This is a genomic window from Streptomyces sp. NPDC001787, assembly GCF_040297465.1.
Classification (GTDB): domain Bacteria; phylum Actinomycetota; class Actinomycetes; order Streptomycetales; family Streptomycetaceae; genus Streptomyces.
In genome coordinates this window covers 176,429-197,453 of record NZ_JBEOZE010000004.1, presented here as the reverse complement: position 1 = coordinate 197,453, position 21,025 = coordinate 176,429, and the positions used below count along the sequence as shown (strand labels likewise).

The window sequence follows — 21,025 nt, the reverse complement described above, 5'->3', positions numbered from 1 at the left end:
AGGCGGCAACACGGACTTCGGCGCTGACACGGGCAGGGCCACGGGCGCGGGCGCGGGCTCCGGCGGGACCGGGGACAGCGGCCGGGACGCGGCGGCGCAGGGGCGTGCGCTCTCGGCGGCCGTTCGCGCCGTCCTCGCCCGGGTGGACGCGCACGCCGGGCGCGCCCGCACCACCCGCCGCCGGAACGCGACCCCGGACGCGACTGCGGACGCGGACACGGCTTCGGCTTCGGCTTCGGCTTCGGCTTCGGACGCGGCTCCCGACACGAACGGGGCTTCGGACACAGGCGCGGCTTCGGACGCGGTCCCGGACACGGCCTCCAGTACCGCCGGCCTCGTGGCCACCTCCCCCGGCGTCACCGGTCCGGCCGCCCTCGACGCCCTCGTCGCCTGCTTCGGCCTCAGCCCGTTCGAGCGCGAGATCGTCCTGCTGACCGCGGCGGCCGAGCTGGAGCCCACCACCGCCGCCCGCTGCGCCGCGGCCAGCGGGGACCCGGAGCGCGCGTACCCCACCTTCTCGCTCGCCCTCGCCGCGCTGGACGACGCGCACTGGAGCGCCCTCACCCCCGTCGCCCCGCTGCGCCGCTGGCGGATCGTCGAGCTGGAGGACGAGTCCCGGCTGACCACGTCCCGGCTCCGGCTCGACGAGCGGATCCTGCACTTCCTGGCCGGTTCGCCCTACCTGGACGCCCGGCTGCACGGGATGCTGCGCCGGACGGCCGTGCCGGACGTGCTGCCCGCCTCGTACGACCTGGCGGCGGGCCGGGTCGCGGCGGGCTGGGCCGGGGCGGGGCGCGGGGCGCCGCTCCGGGTCGAGCTGGTCGGCGGCGATCTGCGGACACGGGCGGACATCGCGGCGGTGGCGGCCCGCCGCTCGGGGCTCGGGCTGTACGAGATGTCGGCCGCCGACGTTCCGTCCGCTCCGGACGCGCGGGACCTGCTGGCCCGGCTGTGGCAGCGCGAGGCGATCCTGCTGCCCGCGGCACTGCTGGTGGAGGTCGGCGACCTGGACCGCGAACAGGCCGCCGCCACCGACGCGTTCGTGGAGAGCGCCGCCGTACCGCTGGTCGTGTCGAGTCCCGACCCCAGGCGGACGGCGCGCCCGCGCGGGGAGCGGGTCACCGTTCCACCGCTGGACGCGGACGAGCAGCTCGGGGTGTGGACGGACGCGTTCGCCGGCGTACCGGAGGTGTCGCCCGGCGATCTGCGCGACCTCGTGGCCCAGTTCTCGCTGCCGCCGCACCTGGTGCGCTCGGCGGGCGCCGCGGTGGCCCGGGACCTGCCCGGGGAGGACACGCTCGACGCGACCGGACTGGCCTGGCAGGCGGGGCTCACCGAGGCCCGGATGGGCATGGACGAGCTGGGCCGGCGGATCGAGCCGCACGCCGGCTGGGGCGATCTGGTGCTGGCGGAACGGCAGTTGAAGGTGCTGCGGGAGATCGTCGCGCATGTGCGGCAGCGGCCGACCGTGTACCAGGAGTGGGGCTTCGCCGAGACGCTCCGCCGGGGTCTCGGGGTCACCGCGCTGTTCGCGGGCGGCTCCGGTACGGGCAAGACGCTGGCCGCCGAGGTGATGGCGCGGGAGCTGGGCCTGGACCTGTTCATCATCGATCTGTCGCAGGTGGTCAGCAAATACATCGGTGAGACCGAGAAGAACCTCCGCAAGGTGTTCGACGCCGCCGAGCAGGGCGGGGCGCTGCTGCTGTTCGACGAGGCGGACGCGCTGTTCGGCAAGCGCAGCGAGGTCAAGGACAGCCACGACCGGTACGCCAACCTCGAAGTCAGCTATCTGCTGATGCGGATGGAGGCGTACCGGGGGCTCGCGATCCTCACGACGAACATGAAGCAGGCGCTGGACACGGCGTTCATGCGCCGCATCCGCTTCGTCGTCGACTTCCCGTTCCCGGGTGAGAGCGAGCGGGCCGAGATCTGGCGCCGGGTGCTGCCCGCGCGGGCGCCGATGAAGGGCGTCGAGCCGGAACTGCTGGCCCGGCTGACCGTGGCGGGCGGCTCCATCCGCAACATCGCGCTGTCGGGTGCGTTCCTGGCGGCGGAGGAGGGCGACCGGCTCCAGATGCGCCACATGCTGGAGGCCGCCCGTACCGAGTACCTCAAGCTCGACCGTTCCCTGACGCCCTCGGAGGTGCACGGATGGGTCTGAACGAGCGGCGACGCGACGAGCCGCATCCGCCACCGCGTCAGGAGCCGCAGCAGGAGCCGCGTCAGGGGACGGTACGGGTCGACATCGGCGAGCTGGTCCTCGACGGGTTCGGCCGGGTTGACCCGGAGCGGGTGTCGGAAGCGTTCCGGGCGGAGTTGGGCCGGCTCGTACGGGAGCGGGGGGTGCCGCTGGCCGCCGACGGCGGGCAGGCGCTGGAGTCCCTGGCGGGGCTGCCCCCGCTGCCCGCGACGGTCTCCTCCCGGCGGCTGGGGCAGGAGCTGGCCCGCGCGGTGCACACAGGGCTCTCGGGCGGGGGTGAGGCGTCGCGATGAGTACGTCCCACTCGCAGGAGTCGCGTACGGACCAGTCCGCCAAGCGGCGCAAGCGCAAGGAGCGTGCGGCCTCGCACGCTCCGGAGCCGAAGAACATCGTCAGCGGTGCGGGCCAGCCGCTCGACCTGAGCGCACGGCGGGAGCTGGAGGAGCAGCTCGGCCACGACTTCGGCCGGGTGCGGCTGCACACCGATCCGGACGCGGGCGCGCTCACCGAGATGCTCGGCGCGGACGCGGTCGCGGTCGGCCAGGACATCTTCTTCCGCGAGGGGACCTACCGTCCGGGCACGGTCGACGGACAGCGCCTGCTGGCCCACGAGTTGCTGCACACGGTGCAGAACCCGCACGGTCTCGGCACCCTGCGCGCCGGGCGTGACCCGGGTGCGGTGAGCCTGCCGCAGCAGGCGATGGAGCGCGAGGCGGAGTCGGCGGCGCGGGAGTCGGTACGCGCCGAGGGGCGGACGGCGACCGGGGCCGGGGAGAGCGCGGCCGAGGTCGGGGAGGGGCAGGCGACGCCCGGCTGGCTGCGGTACGCGACCGTGGACGCGGACCGGAACCGGCTGGAGCAGATCGACCCGGCGACGCTCGTGGAGCGGCTGGCGAACTCCGTCGTACGCTCGCTGCGCGGTGACCCGGAGGACCGCTCCAAGCGCACTCGCAGGCAGCTGGCCCTGCTGCCCGACGAGTTGCAGGACACCGTCCTGGAGCGGCTGGAGACCAGGCTGCTCAGTTCGGAGCACGAGCGGGTGCTCGACCTGGTCGACGAGGTCGAGGCGTACGACGACCTGGAACGGGACGCGCTCGACACCCCCACCGCCGAGAGCGATCCGGCCCAGGAGCTGTGGAACGAGCGCGAGACCGCGCGCCGGGACGACGAGGAGGAGCGGGCGGAGGCCGAGGAGCCCGCGGCGGCGCCCGGTCCGGAGAAGGAACAGGAGCAGGACGAGGGCGCCCCCGGGAGTACGCCGGAGAACACGGGCAGGCCCCAGGAGGGTGACGGGGAACAGGCTTCAAAGGCCGGTACGGGCATCACGGCTCCCGGGAACACCGGCGTCGGTACGGCCCCGGAGGCACCGGCGGGCGGGCAGGCGGAGGCCGCGGCGCCGGCACCGGCATCGGCGCCGCAGCAGGAAGCCTCGTCCTCGTCCTCCTCCGCGTCGTCGGGGAGCGGGAAGCAGTCCTCCGAGAAGGCGGAAGGCGGCCGGGAGGGGCGAGCGGGGCAGGAAGGCCAGGAGGGCCGGGAACAGCAGAGCGCCCCGGCGGCGAGCAAGGAGGAGTCCGCCGCCAGGAACCGGCCGGGCGCGACCGAGTCGCTCGTGGCGGGCCAGCAGCTGAAGCCGGAGGACAAGCGGGGCTCGGACAAGCCCACGGGTCCGGCGTCCGCGGCCGGCAAGGACACCCAGCTGCCCGGTGCGTTCAGCACGCTCGACGGCGTACGCGACCAGGATCTCGACGGCCCCGAGGAGAAGACCGACGAGGACCCGTTCGGCTCCGGCGGCGGGTCGGAGGTCGAGGCCGGCGGCGGGCAGGACAGCGCCTGGGACGTCAAGCTCCAGCCGGAGGACTTCGTCCCCGCGCAGGACCTCGATGTGTCCGCCGTACCGACCGCGGACAAACTGGACCCGTCCTCGTCCGGTGCCGCGAGCACTCCGTCGTTCCCCGCGCCCCCGGTGACGAAGGCCGAGCAGGTGCGGGCCGAGCGGGAGGCGGAGGACGCCGAGGACGCGGCGGCACAGGCCGTACCGGAGGAGGACGGCGCCGGTCCGTCCGACGGTACGGAGCCCTCGGCCGAGGCGGACGAGGCCGGGCCGGCAGGGGCGCAGCCCGGCGCACTCGCGCTGGAGCAGGCCGCCGGGCCGCTTCCGGGGACGACGTCGAAGGACCCGAAGAGCGGTGACGACCCGAAGGCCGGGCCGGTCGCCGCGCAGAGGACCGTGCAGGAGGCGCCGGGCGGGACGGAGTCCGGGAGCGACGCCAAGGAGGCGGCGGCCAAGGAGGAGAAGGGCACTCCGGCCGGGGGCGAGAAACAGAGCGGCGCCCAGGAGAAGGCCTCGCCGCAGGCGGTGGCGGGCACGGCGGCGGCACCGGAGCCGGCCGCGAAGGAGGAGCAGAGGAGGACCGACGCCGCGCCGGCGGCCCGGAACGAACCGGCGGCGGACGCGCAGTCCCCCTCACCCGCGCGGGACACCCATGTCTCCGGCGGGTCCGACGCGGATGCGCCGAGCGGGTCCGCCGAGGCGGCCCCCTCGCAGAGCGAGCCCGTGTCCCGTACGGAGAGCCCGGCGCCGAAGACCCCCGCCGCCCCGGAGCCCACGAAGCCCGCCGACGCCCCGACCTCGGCCAAACCCGCGGCTGCTCCCAAGAACGGGGCGTCCAAGTCGGCCCCGGCCGCCAAGGGTTCGCCCGGCGGCGGGGGCCGGGGCGGGGGCGGCGGCCGGGGCGGCGGCGGGGGCTCCAAAGCGACCGCCCCGGGCAAGGGCAAGGGCAAGAAGGACTCGGGAGCCGCGCCGAACCTCTCCGGGGTGGCCCCGGAGGCCGGTCTGTCCACCGCCTCGAAGCTCAAGCCGCACAAGGCGCTCCAGGCGATGAGCGGGGTCAGCGGCTCCGTGGACCGCACGGTCGGCGACGAGCACAAGAGCCTCGCCGCCTCGCCGCCCTCGATGCAGCGTCCGGCGGGGGCGCCCCAGACGCTCCAGGGCAAGCCGAAGGCGGCCGAGGCGGCCCAGTACTCCCAGGACCCGGCGGCGAAGTCCGAGGCCCCGAAGGACGAGAAGGCCGAGGTCGAGGGCGCCAAGGAGCCCGAGGGCCAGATCGAGGCGGAGAAGGCCGAGGAGCCGGGCGGCTGGGACACGTTCAAGATGGCGCTGGGCTTCATCGGCGGCAAGATCGTGAACGGGATCGCGAGCGCCTTCGGCGCCGACAAGCCCGTGGTGGACCCGCAGGAACTGGCCGCCAAGTTCGCCGGTCTGCCGACGAAGGACGAGGCGCTGAAGAAGGCCCAGGCGGGCAAAGCGCCGGGCGTGGAGATGCAGGGCGCCGCCGAGCAGACGGCGGGCGAGCAGGGCACGGCCGTCGACACCAAGGGCCAGGAGACGGTCGCGACCGGCAGGGACGACGCCGGGCGCCCGATGGGCGAGAACCAGGTCTACCCCAATGCTCCCAAGGAGCAGATGACCGCGAAGGTCCCGGGCGGCCAGGGCGGCAGGGGAGCCGCGCCGGACGGCGGCGCGGGAACCGGAGCCGTACCGCCCGAGGCGGCCTCCAAGGTGGCGGAGCACGAGAAGGGGCCGGAGTTCCAGGCCGCTTTCAGCGACGGCCAGAAGGGGATGTCCGAGGGCCGCCAGACCAAGGACAAGGACTTCCGCGACTCCCAGCAGAAGCACAAGGCGAAGATCGACGCCGAGGTCGCAACCAACACCGCCAGTCAGGCGGGCGAACGCGAGAAGGCTCTTGCCGATGTCGACGCCGAACGTGCCGACTGGCGCGAGGAGCAGGACGCCGAGCTCAAGAGCCTGGGCACGAAGAAGACCGAGCGGCACGAGAAGGTCCGCACGGACGTCGAGGACAAGGAGAAGAAGACCGACGAGGACGTCACCAAGGAGAAGGAGGACGGCGACAGGAAGATCCGGGACGAGAACACCAAGGCCGAGAGGGACGCGGAGAAGGAGCGCGACAACAGCGTCGAGCAGTCGGGCAACTGGGTCAGCAAGGCGTTCGACTGGATCAAGCAAAAAGTCATCGAGATCAAGAACGCGATCGTCCGCGTCATCAGGGCGGCGCGGGACGCGGTCGTCGGCTTCATCAAGAACTTCAAGGAGACCGTCGAACGCTGGATCAACGAGGCACGCAAGTTCATCGTCGAGGCGATCAAGAACCTGATCAACGATCTGATCGAGTTCGCGAAGGCCATGGTGCGGGCCATCATCGAACTGGCCAACAGCATCAGGAAGTTCATCACGGGCCTGATCGAGGCGGCGATCGCCCTGGTCAACAGGCTCGCGACGATGCTGAAGCAGATCATCACGGATCTGCTGGACGCCATCGGCAAGCTGCTGAGCAGCATCCTGGACTTCCTGAAGAAGATGCTGGATGCCGTGGTCAAGGCGGTCGTGGACGCCGTGAAGGCCGTTCTGGACTTCGCCTCGAAGCTGCTCAGCGCGCTCGGCGACTGGATGCTCATCGCGGTCGACTTCCTCTCCGACCCCGGCGGCTGGCTGGGCGGCGCGAAGAACTCCGCGGTGGACGGGGCGAAGAACCACCTCTTCCGCGAGGTCAAGGCCGCGGTCAAGCAGTGGTTCAACGACAAGATCCAGGAAATCATCGGGGTCCCGAAGGCCATCTTGGACAAGCTGCTCAAGGGCGGCATCAAGATGGAGGAGATCGTCAAGGAGGCGTGGGACGCGGTAGTCCCCCAACTCCCCCTGATCATCGGCGAACTCGTCATGACGAAGATCGTCGCCAAGCTGATCCCGGGCGCGGGCTGGGTGATGGCCGTCATCGACGCCATCCGCACGGCCTGGGGCGCGCTGAGCGCGATCCTGAGCGCGCTGGGCATGGTGCTGGACTGGCTGAAGTCCGTACGCGGCGGAGGCGCCGGAATCCTCTTCGCCAAGGCGGTCGCGGCGGGCGTCGTCGCCCTGCTGGAAGTCCTGTACCAGGCACTGATGACGGGCATCGGCAAGTACGTCTCCAAGGTCGGCACACGCCTCAAGGGCGTCGCGGCGAGGCTCGGCAATGGCGGCGAGAAGGGCAACGGCAAGGGCCCGGGTGCGGCCGGCTCGGACGACAGGGGAAGCAACGGCGACAAGGGCAAGGGCGACGACAAGAAGGGCCAGGACCCGAAGACCACCACGCCCCCGAAGTCCACGACGCCGGGCCCGAACGGCAAGCCGAAGACGGGCCCGGGAGACGGCAAGAAGCCCACGACGCCGACGTCCACGTCCAAGGACAAGAACGGTCAGCCGAAGGACAAGGACGACAACAAGCCGGACACCCGCCCCACCCCGTCCCCGAGGCCCAAGCCGAAAGCCGAGCCTCCGGCGAAGCCGAAGACCGAGCCGGACACGAAGCCGAAGGACGGCACTCCGGGCAAGCCCAAGGACGACAAGGACACCCCGGCCAAACCGAAGGACCAGGACCCCACCAAGCCCAAGGACAAGCCAGGCGACAAGGACACCCCGGGCAAGCCCGCCAAGCCGAAGGACAAGGACGGGGACGGCAAGAAGCCCAAGGACAGGGACGACACCAAGGGCCCGAAGAAGCCGAGGGACGACAAGCGCAAGGACCGGGACAGGGACGGAAAGCCGAAGGACAAGGACCCGGCCAAGGAGAAGCAGGACAAGAAGGACCGGCGTAAGAAGGACGAGGACTCGAAGGAGTCGAAAGACGAGCGCCTCCGCAAGATCGTCGCCCGTATCCAGCCGAAGCTTCGAAGGTTGCTGAAGGGCGGGATCTTCCGTCCGCTCATGCAGGCGACCTTGACCGGTATGCGGATCTTTTACCGGCTGACCCGACTTGACATGCAGGGTCAGACGCGAGGGGAAATCCGGGCACGACTCAATCCTGAAGAGGGTGTGATCGGATACGAGGAGACCGAGCAGGACCCCGACACACCTCTCAGTGGCGAGGAAGAGCAAAACCGGCGGCAGACCGCCGAAGAACTCGAGCGTGAGGTCGAGGATCGTCAGAACAGAAGGGATTCCGCACAGGCAACGCCCGGCGATGCCGCACAGCAAGGAAACCCGCAAGCGCAATCCGCCGGGATCCAGGGGACACGCAGCAGCCTGTCCTCACCACTCGCCAATATCCTCAAGAAGGCACCCCTCACCCCGGGAACGTACACGCAGGAGGGTGAATCAGTCGCCTGGGAAGACGTGAAGAAATCTCCGGCAGACGCCAGCAGGCTAACCGCAGACCATATCCCCTCCGGCGCCGCACTCATCCAGGCCGCCAAGAACAAGGCCGTACGGGAAGCCGCCGTGGAGGACGAAAAGCTGGCGGAACTCCTCAAGCTGGAAAAGGACGGAACGATTCGACCCACTCAGCGACGCGACCTGAGAAGGCGAGAGAAGAAGGTTCACCAAGACGCTAAGCTGCTCAACATCCCAAACTCGGGCGGAAAGAAGGATACTGGAGCCCAGGAAATCTACGACAAGGCACTCACCACGGTTGTCACCCAGGATTTACACAAGGAAGGCCGCACATACTGGACGATGAACAAAATTTCTCAGATCAGGAAGGATGCCCAGGACCTCACATTGGCCGTCAAGAATGACTTCGAGTTCTATCTCAAGTATCTTGGCGCACCACCGGACTTGAAACCTGAACAAGTCATCGCATTTGTTCGCCATTACAAACACCTGGCGGACACAAAAGTGATCAACTATTCCGATGACATCGACACACTTCTCCTGGATTATTGGAAAATTGCGAAGAAAGTGAGCACAACCCCTTGAGTGCGGATCGGGAAGCAGAAGAGATTGTCTTCGATAAAAAGTTGTCAGGGATCGCGAAGAGAGAGAGAATCTTTGCTCTGCTATCCCAGAAACCGGATCATGGGGTCGCCGCTGCGGTCGATTTCCTCCTGAAGACACAAGATGCGAATACTGCCACGTACCTGGCCCAATACCTCGAACTGATCCCGGGCGCCTGGGAGGCGAAAACGCGCGCCGCCGAGCGCCTACGGGTGGAAGAGGGGCTTGCCGAAGCGGTGACATGGCTCGTAGCCTGGCTTCCCGGGACGCTCCTCGATGGCCTCATCTCAGACTTCGTCTCTCAGGCCGACCAGGATTCACCTTTGATCGACGTCCTCTTCAACATCGGTGTCTACGCACCCGAGCGACTCCGTCCCTACGCCGACCGGATCGAGAACGAAGACGTACAGCGCAGCTTGCTCTCCGGCGCCCCCGATGAACTGGCCGACGCTTTCGCCGAGAAGTGGCGCACCGAGGGAGACCTCTCCCTTCTGGAAGCGCTGGCTTTGATCCGTACCGAGTACGCCGTGGAACTTGTCCTCTCAGCCAGGGAATCGGTTGACGAGCACTCCGAATGGGAAATGCTTTGCCAATTGGCTGGCCACCTCCCGGATACGGGCAGAGAGGCAGGGCATCGCCCAGCTCACATGGGGTTCATCACCGGGCAGGGCATGGGAAACAACATCGTGGGCGGTCGCGTCGAGGGAGACGTTCCTCTATGTCTTGAGTGTGCGTCCCCTGCTGAGCGTCTACTCCGAGTCTCCGCCGCCGATTCTCCTTTCGACCTGAAAAACGATGCATCGTTTTTCTGGTACTCCTGCGGCTGCGAGGCACTCGACTCGACCACCGTCAGGATCAGCGAGGACGGGCAGACGGTCCTGAAGGTGTACTACGGACCGAAGGGACCGGCCGGCAAAGCGGTCCGGCTCGTTCCGGGCGGCGAACAGTCGTTGACTCTGGAAGTCCATAGAAATCAGACCGGGGTGAGCGTCGAGGCCGTCCCCGGTGAATCACTGCACCAAGTAGGTGGATTGCCTCGCTGGGTGGAGACGGAGCAGCATCCCCGATGTCCTGAATGCCATGACGCAATGCCCTTTCTTGCCTCCGTCAGCAGTGGTCCGACCCTGTTCGGAAACATGGGATTCGAAGGAATCCTGTACGGATTCTGGTGTGACGGCTGCCGCGTATCCAGCACGAAGTTCCAGTCCTAGGTCCCAGAGAGGACTTCATGACCCGCTACGCGGACATCCCCAAACCCATCCGCTCCGGCATAGTCGTCGTCGATCCCGAGCGCGGCACGCCCCAGCGCATCATCGTGCTCCAGTTCAACCCCGACACCCTCGAACGCTCCCTCGCGCCCCAATCCGCAGGCGGTAGTGGGGACTCCGGCGGTGGCGGGAGCGGGTCCGGGGACCGGAACGAGGCCCTTCGGCTCAAGGGGCCCGCTCAGGAGACCTGGAAGTTCACCGCCGAGATCGATGCCACCGATCAGTTCGAGGTGGCCGCCCCCGATGGCATCCATCCGGAGCTGGCCACCCTCGAAATGCTCGTGCATCCCACCACCGCGCAGCTCCGGGAGGCGAGCCGGCTGTCCAAGAAGGGGACCATCGAGATCAGCCCGATCGAGATGCCGCTGACCCTCTTCACCTGGGGCAGCAAGCGCGTGATGCCCGTGCGGATCACCGAACTGGCCATCAACGAGTCCGCGTTCGACGTGAACCTCAACCCGATCCGGGCGAGCCTCAGCATCGGCATGAAGGTGCTCAGCGTCAGCGATCTGCCGGCCGGGCACCGCGGGGCCGATCTGTACATGGCGCATCTCGCGCAGAAGGAGCGGCTCGCCAGGGCCGCGCGCAGTGGGGGGCTCGCCTCGTTGGGGCTGGCCGGGGGCAACACCGTCATGGGGAGGGGCTGAGTCGAGGCCATGGCCGACATCGAGCCGTACGAGAACGCGCTGGACGCCATTCCCGGCGCCCACCCCTATCCGCGCTCCAGCCGGTACCACGACGCCGAGATCGGGGTGCACCGGATGGCCGACGGGACCGAGGTGCGGTACACCAAGCGGCGGTTGCTGCCTCCGCTGAGCGACGCCGTGGACGACGAGACCGCGCCGCACACCGTCAGCAGCGGGGAGCGGCCCGATCTGCTGGCGCAGCACTACCTCGGGGACCCGGGGCAGTGGTGGCAGATCGCCGACGCCAATCCCGTGCTGGATCCGTACGAGCTGACCGAGGAGGCGGGGCGGGTCATCGCGGTCCCGCACGCGGGGGGCTTCCCGGGAGCGGGGGCGGGGGCGCGGTATGTCTGATCAGCCCGTGGGGGGCGGGCCCATCCACATCACGCTGGAGGCGGGGCCGCGGCTGACCCGGCCCGTTCCGCCGGAGGTCACCGAGGCGCTGCTGTCGGCGCAGATCACCGCGACGGCCGGTGAACGCAGCGGGTTCCAGCTGGCGTTCGACCTGACCAAGCAGGGTGCGCTGTCCCGGCAGCTGCTGCCCGAGGGGTTCTTCGATCCGAAGACCCGGGTGATCCTCAGTGTGAGTGTGAAGGGCACCGCCTGGGTGCTGCTCGACGGGCTGATCGTGCGGCAGGAGGTCGGCGCCAGCAATCAGCCGGGGCACTCCACCCTCACCGTGACCGGTGAGGATCTGACCCTCCTGATGGACCTGGAGGAGCGCACCGACCGCTATCCCAATCTGCGGCCCTCGGGGCGCGTCGCGCGCATCCTGTCCCGGTACGCCGACTACGGCATCGAGCCCCATGTCTTCCAGGAGAAGATCGAGCAGCCCCCGCACGAGCGGCTCCGGGTCGACTACCAGTCGGGCACCGACCTGAGTTACGTGAACGAGCTGGCGCGGGCCAACGGGTACACCTTCTACCTGGAACCGGGGCCGCGCCCCGGCCGCTCGGTCGCCGTGTGGGGCCCGGAGGCCCGGCTCGGGCAGCGGCAGCACGCGCTCAACGTGAACATGGACGTCAACTCGACGGTGGACCAGTTGACGTTCGCGTACGACGGGACGGCCCGCGAGGAGCCGCAGGCCCGGGTGCAGGACCCGGCCACCCGGGACAGCCGGCTGCTGCCGCAGCCCGACATCGGGCCGCTGCGCCCGCCGCTGGGCCGCCGGGCCACACCCGCGCTGAAGCGCCGCACGCTGTCCGGCACGGCGAAGCGGGAGTCGGGGCAGGCGCAGGCCGAACTGCTGGCGCGGGCCGCGCTGTCGGCGGACGCCATCTCCGGTTCCGGGTCCCTGGACGTGAACCGGCACGGGTACATCCTGCGTCCGCGCGAGCTGGTCGGGGTCCGTGGCGCCGGGGTGACGTACGACGGCGACTACTTCGTCAAGTCCGTCACGCACAACATCAGACCCGGTTCGTACCAGCAGAACTTCACGCTGTCGCGCGAAGGGCTGATCGCCCGCGGCGACACCGTACGGCCGTAGGCCAGCAGAGGCGGCAGAGCCCGCAACAGCGGAAATGGACCAGGAGAGCTTCGCATGGCTGCAGGACCGAACAACCGGTTTCTCGGCAAGTTCCGGGGGCGGGTGGTGAGCAATGACGATCCGCTGAGGATCGGGCGGGTCACGGTCAAGGTGCCGGACGTCCTGGGCAACGAGACGTCCACATGGGCCATGCCCTGTCTGCCGTTCACCGGGCCGCAGTCGGGGCAGTACGTGGTGCCCGCCGTCGGGGCCGGGGTGTGGGTGGAGTTCGAGCAGGGCGAGGTCAGCTTCCCCATCTGGACCGGGTGCTGGTACGGGGACAGCCAGGAGTTGCCGCCCGACGCGCTGACCGGTTCCGCCGCTCACCAGAACGTGGTGATCCAGACCTCCGACAAGCACAAGTTCGTGATGGGCGACGTGCCGGACGGGGGCCGGGGCATCCGGCTCCAGGCCGCGAGCGGGGCGTACATCCAGCTCGACGAGAAGGGCGTGACGATCGCCGACGGACAGGGGGCCTCGGTCGTGCTGACCGGTGGCGAGGTCAACATCAACGACGGCCGGCTGGTCGTGCCCAGGAAGCCGTAGCCGCGCCCCGCCCGCACCCGTGGGCCATGCCGCCCGTGGCCGTACCCGCAGCCGTAGCCGTAGCCGCGCAGCTTCCGCCGTACCCGCAGCCGCGCAGCTGCCGCCGCAGCCCCAGCCGATCGCAACGAGAAGGAATGACGGGGAGAGGACTCTTGTCCACACGCTCAGGGACCATCGTCAGCGCCGCCGCCACGCTCACCTGCCCGCACGGCGGCCGGGCATCCGTCACCGCCGCGCGGCCCGCCGCCGTGCGGCTGGACGGGCTGCCCGTCCACACGGCCGCCGATGTCTTCGCCGTGCACGGGTGCCCGCACACCGTCGACGGGGTGCCGCATCCGTGCACCACCGTCCGGTGGAGCCCGCAGCCGGGCGGCGTCCTCGTCGACGGCATGCCCGTGCTGCTGCACACGAGTGCGGCGCAGTGCTTCGGCGCGGCACTCGTGCCGCAGGGGGCGCCGTCCGTCGCCGCCGCGCCGCGGGGGGTGAGCTGCGCATGAGGGCGAGGACCGTACGCGACGACATCGCGTTCCCGTTCCGCGTCGACCGGCGTGGGCGCGCTGCGCACGCCCCGTACGACGACCATGTGCGCGATCTGGTCGAGCAGTTGCTGTTCACCAGTCCGGGCGAGCGGGTGATGCGGCCGGACTTCGGCTGCGGGCTGCTGGATCTGGTCTTCACACCGAACAGTCCGGAGCTGGCTTCGGCCCTGGAGCTGTCGGTGCAGGCCTCGTTGCAGCGCTGGCTGGGTGAGCTGATCGAGGTGGAAGCCCTCGACGTGGTGAGCGAGGAGAACGTGGTCCGGGTGTATCTGCGCTATGTGGTGCGCTCCACCGGGAGCCGGCGCGACGAGGTGTTCGAAGGGAGCGGGCCCGCATGAGCAGCCCGAGCAGGGAGTTGGTCTGCCGCACCGACGGCAGGCGCGGCAAGGTGCGTGCGGCGCGGCTCGGCGGCGTGGACGCGGTGGAGGCCGGTGACGACGGGCTGACGCTGACGGTGACGTTTCTCGGCAAGGCGCCGCACGGGCTGTGCCCGGAGAACATCCGGATCGACGGCGGCCGGCGGATCACCGGGATCGAGGCGGTCGAGGTGGCCGTGGAGCGCGAGGAGGATCCGGAGCTGGACGACCGGCTGCTCGTGACGGTCGACCGGACCGGGGACACCTCGCGCTACCGGCTGTCGGTGGTGGACACCGATCCGTACGGGCGGCCGGGTACGGAGCCGTTCCCCGGTTTCGACCAGCGGTACTTCGGGGCCGAGTTCACCTTCCGGCCGGACTGCCCGACGCCCTTCGACTGCGTGGACGGGTCGGCGGGCGCCGACCCCGGTCCCCGGACCGAAGCGCCCGTCATCGACTACACGGCGCGCGACTACGAGTCGGTGCGCCGGCTCGTCCTGGACCGGCTGGCGCTGACCACGCCGGGGTGGGTGGAGCGCAACCCGGCCGATCTGGGTGTCACGCTCGTCGAGCTGCTGGCGCACACGGCGGACCGGATCAGCTATCAGCAGGACGCGGTGGCCACCGAGGCGTATCTGGACACCGCCCGCAGGCGGGTGTCGGTGCGGCGTCACGTACGGCTGATCGACTATCCGATGCACGACGGGTGCAATGCCCGGACGCTGGTCACCGTCGAGGTGACGAAGCGGATGACGCTGCGGCCGGGGACGTTCCGGTTCGCCGCCGTCGATGTCCGTACGCTGGGGCCGCGCGACCGGCCGGAGATGGGCACCGTCATCGAGGACCGCGATCTGGCGGTGCTGGCCGAGCGCGGTTCGGTGGAGGTCTTCGAGCCGGTGGTGGCCGGGGAGCCGGCCGAGCTGCGGCCCGCGCACAACACCGTCCGGTTCTGGACGTGGGGCGACGAGGTGTGCGCCCTGCCGAAGGGCGCGGTGTCGGCGACGCTGCGCGACGAGTGGGCCGACAAGAAGTGCACGGTGCGGGCGCTGGCCCTGGCGCCGGGCGATCTGCTGGTCTTCGAGGAGGTGCGCGGGGCGCGTTCGGGTACGCCCGGTGACGCGGACCCCGCGCACCGGCAGGCCGTACGGCTGACCTCGCTCACGCCGGGCGTGGACCGGCTCTCCGGGCAGCCCGTGCTGGAGGTCGGCTGGGCGCGGGAGGACGCGCTGGCGTTCCCGTTGTGTCTGTCGACCCGGGGCGGGCCGGGCTGTGAGCCGGTGGCGGATGTGAGCGTGGCGCGGGGCAATATGGTCCTGGTCGACCACGGCAGGTCGCTGACGTTCGCGGGGGCGCCGCCGGAGACGGTGACCGTGCCGCCGGAGCCCGCCGTGCTCGGTTCCTGCGAGCCCTCGGGTTTCGATTGCGGGGACACCGACGCGGGCAACGCGACGGCTCGGCTCGTCGTGGCACGCCTGGAACAGACCCGGCGCGGACGGCTGTTGACCGCCGACCAGGTGCGTGAGCTGTCCGCGCTGGCCGGTGAGGCGGAGGTGACGCGCGCCGGGATCGGTCTGGAGCTGGCCGGGCGGCGGCGCGAGAAGGTCGTACCGGACACGGCGTACGAGCAGGCGGAGGCGCTGGCGACGCTGCTGGCGCAGAGCGTCTATCCCGGTGTCCGGCCCCGGTTCCGGCCGGTGCTCCAGCGCTCCCCCGTCGTCCAGGCGGCACCGTTCCCGCTGCCGGAGCATGTGTCGGCCGGGCAGGCCGACCGGCTGGCCGCCGTGCCCGGACGGGTGCGGGAGCGGCTGGTGGAGCTGTGGCGCGGCGCCCGTGACCACGACGGGCTGGCGGAGGCGGAGATCGATGAGCTGACCGTGCTCTTCGGGCTGCGGGTGCTGGAGCATCTGGAGCTGCACCTCCATCCGGTACGGGCGCTGCGGGAGCTGCTGCACCGCAGTCCTCGGCTGCTGGCGCCGAAGCTGCGCAGGCTCGATGTGCTGACGGCACGGGCGCGGGCGGGATCGGTGCTGGACGCGGGCATCGCCTGGGAGATCGCCAGGAGTTGGGGACCCGGCTATGCGGCCGGGCTGCGTCCGGACGCGCCCGTGCTGCGGGGTCCGGCGGCGGCCCTGGTGCAGGATCCGCGGGCCGCGCTGCCCTCGGTGACGGCGGTGGACGGTGAAGCGGTGTGGACGGCGCGCCGGGATCTGCTGTCCAGCGGGCACCGGGACCGGCATCTGGTCGGTGAGCTGGAGGACGACGGGCGGATCGCGCTGCGCTTCGGCGACGGCCGCCACGGGGCCCGGCCGGGCCCCGGTGCCCGGCTCGAACTGCACTACCGGCTCGGCGGCGGTACGGCGGGCAATGTCGGTGCGGAGGCCGTGAACCATCTGGTGTTGCACCGCGATCCGGAGGCCGAGGACTCCGGGGAGGCGATGCCGGTGGCGGGGGTGCGCAATCCGCTGCCCGCCGTGGGAGGTACGGAGCCGGAACCGCTGGAGCAGGTACGTCAGTTGGCTCCGCTCGATCTGAAGCGCAGCCGGCAGCGGGCGGTGACCGCCGAGGACTACGCGGCGCTGGCGTCCGCGCTGCCGGGGGTGCAGCGCGCGGCGGCGGAGATCCGCTGGACGGGCAGTGTGCAGGAGGCGCATGTCGCCGTCGACGCGCTGGGGGCCGGGGAGCCTGCGCCGGAGCTGCTCGACGCGGTGGCGTACGAGCTGGAGAGCTACCGGCGTATCGGCCATGACCTGGTGGTCGGCCCGGCCAGGAACGTACCGCTGGACATCGCTCTGTCGGTGTGTGCGGCGCCCGGCCATCAGCACGGGCAGATCCTGGCGGAGCTGTACCGGCTGCTGGGCAGCGGGCGGTTGCCGGGCGGGCGGCCCGGGTTCTTCCATCCCGACGCGCTGGTTTTCGGTGAGCCGGTGCGGCTGAGCGCCCTGGTGGCGGCGGCAGCGGCCGTGCAGGGCGTGGAGAGCGTGACGGTGACCCGGCTGCGGCGGCTCTTCGACGACGGGACCGACCGCGACGACGGCGCCGGGCACGGCGGCGACCTCTTCCGCGGGGGCAGCGACGACGCCTCCGGCAACGGTGACGGCAACGGCGACGGCGACGGCGACGCGGAGTACGGCCGGGACGACGACCCGGCCCTGGCGGCGGGCGTGCTGCGGCTCGGCGCGCTGGAGGTCGCACGGTGCGACAACGACCCCGACCGGCCCGAGAACGGCCGGCTGACCATCGAGCTCGCCGGAGGTACCCGATGAGCGGCGCGTACGACTGCGGCTGCGGCTGCGGCGGACATGACGAGCGCCGGGCGCCCGCGCCCCTGTACAACCCGCCGGGGCGCACGTCCCTGGACTACCGGGTCGGGGAGTACGGCTCGTTCCTGGCGGCCATGAAGGACCGGCTGGCCTCCCCCGCCTATCCGGCGCTGCGGGGGCTGACGGTCCGGACCCCGGACGATCCGGCGATCGGACTCCTGGACTCCTGGGCCGTCGTCGGTGATCTGCTCACCTTCCACTCCGAGCGGATCGTGGAGGAGGCGTATCTGCGCACCGCGAACGAGCACCGCTCGCTGGCGCTGCTCGGCCGGCTGGTGGGGCACCGGCCGCGGCCGGGGATCGCCGCCGACACCCATCTCGCGTACACCCTGGACCGTGATCCGCGGGACGCGGACGTGGAGGTGGTGATCCCGCGCGGGGCGCGCAGCAACAGCGTTCCGCTCACCTCCGAGGACGAGTCGCAGGTCTTCGAGACCTCCGCCGATCTCACGGCCCGCGCGTCGTGGAACGAGCTGGCCGTGCGCCGGCGCAGGCCCTCGCTGCTGACCGAGGAGGATCTGACCGGGCGTTCGGAGATCCAGGTCGCGGGCACGACGACGGGGCTGACACCCGGTGACCGGCTGCTGTTCGTCTTCAAGGGACAGCAGGGCGCGCCGGACGGACGGGCGGGCGACCCGGGACAGGACCCGACCGGCGACCCGGGACAGGACGTGACGGACGGCTCGGACGGCCTGGGCGGGCAGGAGCCGGGGAAACGGCTGATCCGGACCGTCGCCCGGCTCCGGGTCGACCGCGAGGAGGACGTGACGGGCATCGGGCTCCAGCAGTCCGCCCCGCCGACCCTCTCCGAACTGGTGGACCTGCTCCGGGAGTGGATCACGGAGGACGAGCGGGCGGTCGAGGACGGCGAGCCCACGCCGGACAACCCCAATCCGCGTCCGGTCAGCCGGTACATCGAGGAGTTCGACGCCCAGGTACTGGCCCCGCTGCGGGCGGACCTGGACACCATCGCCTCACCCGCCCGTCTCGCGGCACGGCTGGCCGGGCCGCACGAGCGGCTGGCCGAGGCGCAGGCCGTGGCCCGTGCGCACGAGGACGTCGCCGCCTGGTTCGAGCGGTTGGAGGCGATGGTCGGCGAGGTGATCGCGCAGGCGGCCGACCTGGAACCGTCGCGGCCCGCGCCCGAGGCGCTCCGCCGCGCGCTCCCGGCCGCTCCGGCGGCGCTGCGGGCGCTCGGTGCGGTGCTTCCGGCGCTGCGCGACGGAGTCGTACGCCCCGGTTCGCACGCCGGTTCAGGCGCTGCCGGACGGGCCGGGTCGCCGGTCCCCGGCGCGGACCGGCTGGCCGCGCCCGGCCCGGACCTGGGGGCTCGGCTGCTGGCGGCGCTCGACCCGCGGATCGCCGACGGGATGTATCCGGCGTGGCGGCAGTCCGCGCCGACCGTGCCCGCGCTGCTCCACGAGGTGCAGGCGCTGCGGGTGACGACGTCCCCGTTCGGGGCGATGGCGCCGCTGCGGCCGGTGCAGGACGCCCGGGGGCGGGTGATCAGGCAGGCCGACTGGCCGCTGACCGGCTCGGCCCTGACGACGATGCGGGTCGTGTTCGACACGGCGGGCCGGGTCCCGGTGCGGGCGGAGTTCCAGTACACGGAGACCGGTTCATCGGTCCAGCAGTCGGAGAACCTCCAGGCCGAGACGACGTTCGAGCTCGGCCCCGGCCGGGTCACGGTGACGGCACGGGCCGCTCAGGACCACGACCTGAGCTGGCTCCAGCGGCGGCCCGCCGACTCGCAGGAGCCGGGCGTCACCGCGCGCTTGCACGAGGGGCTGCCCGAGCGGACGCTCTTCGTGTCCCGTCCCGGTGAGGACGGCCGGGTCCATGTCGTCGTGCACAACGGCGAGCCCAGGGAGTGGCGTCTGGCGCCCGGCGACCATGAGCAGGTCCGGCACGACGGCTATGAACTGACCGTCCGCTACACGGTGGGCAGCGAACCGGCCAACGTGGTGATCGGCATCGCTTCGGTGCCGGAGCCCGCGAACCGGCGGGTGATCTCCCTCGACTCGGTCCAGGACTCGGTCACGGTCGGCAGCTGGATCGCGATCGAGCGCCCCCGCAAGGGGGCCGAGGGGCCGGACGGCATCCCGGGCGACCCGGATCTCCGCTCCGTCACCACCCGGGTCACCGCCGTACGCACCGCCGTGTACACCGACTTCGGCATCACGGGCCGAGGTACGGAGCTGACGCTGGCCGATCCCTGGCTCGACGAGCACGACGTGCTGCTCTCCACGATCCGCGACACGGCCGTGCACGCGGGCGGTCAGCCCCTGCGGCTCGCCGAGGAACCGCTCGGCGAGGACGTGCACGGCAACGAACTGGAGCTGGCCGAGCTGTACGACGGACTGCGTCCGGGGCGGCAGCTGATCGTGTCCGGGGAGCGCGCGGACGTACCCGCCGTTCCCGGCACCGAACTGGTGACGGTCGCGGAGGTCGAGCAGGTGCTGGACCCGCTGGTGCCCGGCGACCATGTGCACACCCGGCTGACGCTGACGACGGATCTGGTCCACCGCTACCGGCGGGCCACCGTGCGGGTCCGGGGCAATGTGGTGGCGGCCACCCATGGCGAGAGCCGGGAGGAGCCGATCGGCAGCGGGGACGCCGACCGGGCCAACCAGACGTTCGCGCTGTGGCAGTCGCCGCTGACCTGGCTGCCCGCCGACAATCCGCTGGGGGCCGTCCCGGCCCTCGAAGTGCGGGTGGACGGGCTGCTGTGGCACGAGGTGGACAGCCTCGCCGGGCGGGGACCGCGCGAGCGCGTCTACGTCGGCGGGGTGTCGGGCGGCCGGACGACGGTGACCTTCGGCGACGGGGTGCACGGGGCCCGGCTGCCCACCGGCCACGAGAACGTCCGGGCCCGCTACCGCTTCGGGACCGGCCGGGCCGCCAACGTCCGGGCGGACCGGATCACCCAGGCGGTCACCCGGCCGCTGGGTGTCACCGGGGTCACCAATCCGCAGCCCGCGACGGGCGGCGCGGACGCGGACGGCCCCGCCCTGACCCGGTCCACGGTCCCGCTCGCCGTGTCGGCACTGGACCGACTGGTGTCGGTCGCCGACTACGAGGACTTCGCCCGCTCCCGGGCCGGGATCGGCCGGGCGGCGGCGCGCGAGGTCTTCGACGGCAGGCGGCGGCTGCTGCATGTGACGGTCGCCGGGGTGGCGGACATCCCGGTCGCCGAGGACTCCGACGTGCTCACCGCGCTGCGCTCCTCGCTCGCCCGGTACGGCGACTCCCGGCTGCCGGTGCGGGTACAGGTGCGCGAAACGGTCCTGCTGCTGCTCGCGGCGAAGGTGAAGGTGGCCCGCGACCACAGCTGGCAGCTGGTCGAACCCCGGCTGCGCCAGGCCCTGCTGGCCCGGTTCGGCCCCGCCCGGCGCGAGCTGGGCAGCCCCGCGCACCTGTCGGACGTGCTGGCCACGGCCCACTCGGTGCCCGGCGTCTGCCATGTGGACGTGGACGTCTTCGGCGGGGTGCCCGCGTCCTTCACCCCCGAGGACCTGCCCGCGCTCGCCGAGTCCCTGGCCCGGCCGCGGCGCACGGTCGCGGCGCGGCTCGCGGCCTACGACGAGGACGTGCACCGGGTCACCGCGCCGGAGGGCGAGACGCTCACCTCCGTCGCCGCCCGGTACGGCATCGGCCTCGATGAACTGCTCCGCCTCAACCCGGACATCACCGACACCCGGCCGCTCGCGAAGGGCCGCGCGGTGTTCGTCTTCCGCGGCATCCGGCCCGCGCAGCTGGTCCTGCTGTCGCCGGACGTCCCGGACACGCTGATCCTGACGGAGGTCACCGCATGAACAC

The 21,025-nt window shown here is 71.4% G+C and carries 11 protein-coding genes and 1 pseudogene; all 12 read left to right on the top strand.

What is annotated here, in order from left to right; genetic code table 11:
* Window positions 1-40: 40 nt before the first annotated feature.
* Window positions 41-2,161, top strand: a pseudogene (locus ABT170_RS07760) (ATP-binding protein); the annotation flags it as partial.
* Window positions 2,152-2,493 carry a hypothetical protein gene (locus tag ABT170_RS07755; protein ID WP_329944097.1) on the top strand — a complete coding sequence of 114 codons (342 nt, stop codon included), beginning with the start codon at window positions 2,152-2,154 and terminating at the stop codon, window positions 2,491-2,493. The pseudogene ABT170_RS07760 and the gene ABT170_RS07755, both read left to right, overlap by 10 nt.
* Entirely contained in the window at window positions 2,490-8,948 is a 6,459-nt protein-coding gene (locus tag ABT170_RS07750) for an eCIS core domain-containing protein (RefSeq protein WP_351864962.1), read from the top strand. Before ABT170_RS07755 ends, ABT170_RS07750 begins: the two co-directional genes overlap by 4 nt.
* Window positions 8,912-10,177 carry a hypothetical protein gene (locus ABT170_RS07745; protein WP_351864959.1) on the top strand — a complete coding sequence of 422 codons (1,266 nt, stop codon included), beginning with the start codon at window positions 8,912-8,914 and terminating at the stop codon, window positions 10,175-10,177. Before ABT170_RS07750 ends, ABT170_RS07745 begins: the two co-directional genes overlap by 37 nt.
* 17 nt (window positions 10,178-10,194) lie before the next feature.
* Window positions 10,195-10,881, top strand: coding sequence for a hypothetical protein (locus ABT170_RS07740; protein ID WP_266931079.1), 687 nt, complete (start codon window positions 10,195-10,197; stop codon window positions 10,879-10,881).
* Window positions 10,882-10,890: 9 nt separating this feature from the next.
* Window positions 10,891-11,274, top strand: coding sequence for a LysM peptidoglycan-binding domain-containing protein (locus ABT170_RS07735; RefSeq protein WP_351864956.1), 384 nt, complete (start codon window positions 10,891-10,893; stop codon window positions 11,272-11,274).
* Complete coding sequence (locus tag ABT170_RS07730; RefSeq protein WP_351864953.1) at window positions 11,267-12,406, top strand: hypothetical protein; 1,140 nt, start codon at window positions 11,267-11,269, stop codon at window positions 12,404-12,406. The genes ABT170_RS07735 and ABT170_RS07730 overlap by 8 nt, the downstream gene beginning before the upstream one ends.
* Before the next feature lie 54 nt (window positions 12,407-12,460).
* Window positions 12,461-12,991, top strand: coding sequence for a phage baseplate assembly protein V (locus tag ABT170_RS07725; RefSeq protein WP_329944102.1), 531 nt, complete (start codon window positions 12,461-12,463; stop codon window positions 12,989-12,991).
* A gap of 152 nt (window positions 12,992-13,143) precedes the next feature.
* A complete protein-coding gene (locus ABT170_RS07720; RefSeq protein WP_329944103.1) occupies window positions 13,144-13,488 on the top strand; it encodes a hypothetical protein in 345 nt (114 codons plus the stop codon).
* A complete protein-coding gene (locus ABT170_RS07715) occupies window positions 13,485-13,868 on the top strand; it encodes a GPW/gp25 family protein (protein WP_329944104.1) in 384 nt (127 codons plus the stop codon). The genes ABT170_RS07720 and ABT170_RS07715 overlap by 4 nt, the downstream gene beginning before the upstream one ends.
* Window positions 13,865-17,149 carry a putative baseplate assembly protein gene (locus ABT170_RS07710; RefSeq protein ID WP_351864948.1) on the top strand — a complete coding sequence of 1,095 codons (3,285 nt, stop codon included), beginning with the start codon at window positions 13,865-13,867 and terminating at the stop codon, window positions 17,147-17,149. Before ABT170_RS07715 ends, ABT170_RS07710 begins: the two co-directional genes overlap by 4 nt.
* Window positions 17,146-21,021, top strand: a complete 3,876-nt coding sequence (locus tag ABT170_RS07705; RefSeq protein WP_351864945.1) for a putative baseplate assembly protein — start codon at window positions 17,146-17,148, stop codon at window positions 21,019-21,021. Before ABT170_RS07710 ends, ABT170_RS07705 begins: the two co-directional genes overlap by 4 nt.
* The last annotated feature ends 4 nt before the right edge of the window (window positions 21,022-21,025 follow it).

What these genes read in the sequence shown, in the direction of transcription:
- ABT170_RS07725 (WP_329944102.1), top strand. Translation starts at nt 12,461, where the DNA reads ATGGCTGCAGGACCGAACAACCGGTTTCTCGGCAAGTTCCGGGGGCGG.
- ABT170_RS07740 (WP_266931079.1), top strand. Translation starts at nt 10,195, where the DNA reads ATGACCCGCTACGCGGACATCCCCAAACCCATCCGCTCCGGCATAGTC.
- ABT170_RS07715 (WP_329944104.1), top strand. Translation starts at nt 13,485, where the DNA reads ATGAGGGCGAGGACCGTACGCGACGACATCGCGTTCCCGTTCCGCGTC.
- ABT170_RS07735 (WP_351864956.1), top strand. Translation starts at nt 10,891, where the DNA reads ATGGCCGACATCGAGCCGTACGAGAACGCGCTGGACGCCATTCCCGGC.
- ABT170_RS07730 (WP_351864953.1), top strand. Translation starts at nt 11,267, where the DNA reads ATGTCTGATCAGCCCGTGGGGGGCGGGCCCATCCACATCACGCTGGAG.
- ABT170_RS07705 (WP_351864945.1), top strand. Translation starts at nt 17,146, where the DNA reads ATGAGCGGCGCGTACGACTGCGGCTGCGGCTGCGGCGGACATGACGAG.
- ABT170_RS07710 (WP_351864948.1), top strand. Translation starts at nt 13,865, where the DNA reads ATGAGCAGCCCGAGCAGGGAGTTGGTCTGCCGCACCGACGGCAGGCGC.
- ABT170_RS07750 (WP_351864962.1), top strand. Translation starts at nt 2,490, where the DNA reads ATGAGTACGTCCCACTCGCAGGAGTCGCGTACGGACCAGTCCGCCAAG.
- ABT170_RS07755 (WP_329944097.1), top strand. Translation starts at nt 2,152, where the DNA reads ATGGGTCTGAACGAGCGGCGACGCGACGAGCCGCATCCGCCACCGCGT.